The organism is Photorhabdus heterorhabditis (assembly GCF_018448905.1).
GTDB classification, from domain to species: Bacteria; Pseudomonadota; Gammaproteobacteria; order Enterobacterales; family Enterobacteriaceae; genus Photorhabdus; species Photorhabdus heterorhabditis.
In genome coordinates this window covers 1-1,085 of record NZ_RCWA01000140.1, presented here as the reverse complement: position 1 = coordinate 1,085, position 1,085 = coordinate 1, and the positions used below count along the sequence as shown (strand labels likewise).

The window sequence follows — 1,085 nt, the reverse complement described above, 5'->3', positions numbered from 1 at the left end:
GCGGGGGGGAATGTGCGTTTTGAGTCGCGACAAGAATTTATCCGCGAGGGGAATATTGAGCGCTTTACGCAACACGCCAGTCGGTTGACCAGTGGTGGCGCATTAACTCTCCGCTCTCAGGGCAGTATTTTATTCCAGGCGACGGCGTTAATCGCCAAAGGGGTGATGGATATTGCGGCAACCGGCGGTTTTCTCTATGCGCAGGCCATGGAAGAAACCTATAAAAGTGAAGAAACGCGGAAACGCTGTCAAGGTTTCGGCCCCATAAAGTCGTGTAAAGTGTTTGGGTCTAAAACAGAACATAAAACACAAATCAGGAAGACCAACAAAGTCACAGAATTGACTGCCGGGGGGGATATTACCCTGAGGGCAAAAGATGACGTGACATTGGAAGCGAGTCGGCTAGAAACCGGTAAAAACGCGAAAATCACCAGCCAGACCGGGAAAGTGTACTTCCGGGCCATGCCCAATACCGCTTTTGAGCAGACTGTCGCGACATCAAAGGGCTTTTTTATTACGCACCACGATAAAGGCCACAGTGAGACAACCTGGGCCATCCCGTCCGTGCAGGTGGGCGGTACGCTGACCGTGGAGGCAGCAGCCGGTATCAGTGCGGATGTGAAAGTGAAAGACGAGCAGTTACTGGAAGACACGCTGGCAGTACTGGGTCACACCCCCGGCACCGAATGGTTGAAAAATCTTCAAGGCCGCAATGATGTCCAGTGGGATCAGGTTAAGGACGCTTACCGTCGCTGGGACAAAAAAATCACAAGCTTAAACCCGGTGGCGGGCGCCGTGATTGCGATTGCGGTCGCGGCGGTGACGGCGGGTTCGGGCCTGGCGGCCTGGGCGGGAAATGGCGTGGTCGGTGCGACAGGGGCCACGGGAGCCACGGCGAGCGCGGTTTATGGGGCGGCTTATGGCGGAATGATCGGATTGACCTCGCAGGCGGCGGTGGCCTTAGTTGAAAATAAAGGGGATCTCACCCAGACACTGGCGGCCTTAGCGAAGCGCGAAGCCGTCAAATCCCTCGTGACCCAAATCGCCGTGGGTGGCGCATTAGGGGGTTTAGACCACACGATGGG

The 1,085-nt window shown here is 55.9% G+C and carries 1 protein-coding gene; it reads left to right on the top strand.

Features of this window, described 5'->3' with window-relative positions; all coding sequences use genetic code 11:
* Positions 1-12 precede the first annotated feature (12 nt).
* On the top strand, positions 13-1,085 hold a 1,073-nt coding region (locus tag EAE89_RS22965), incomplete at its 3' end, for a DUF637 domain-containing protein (protein ID WP_339423560.1).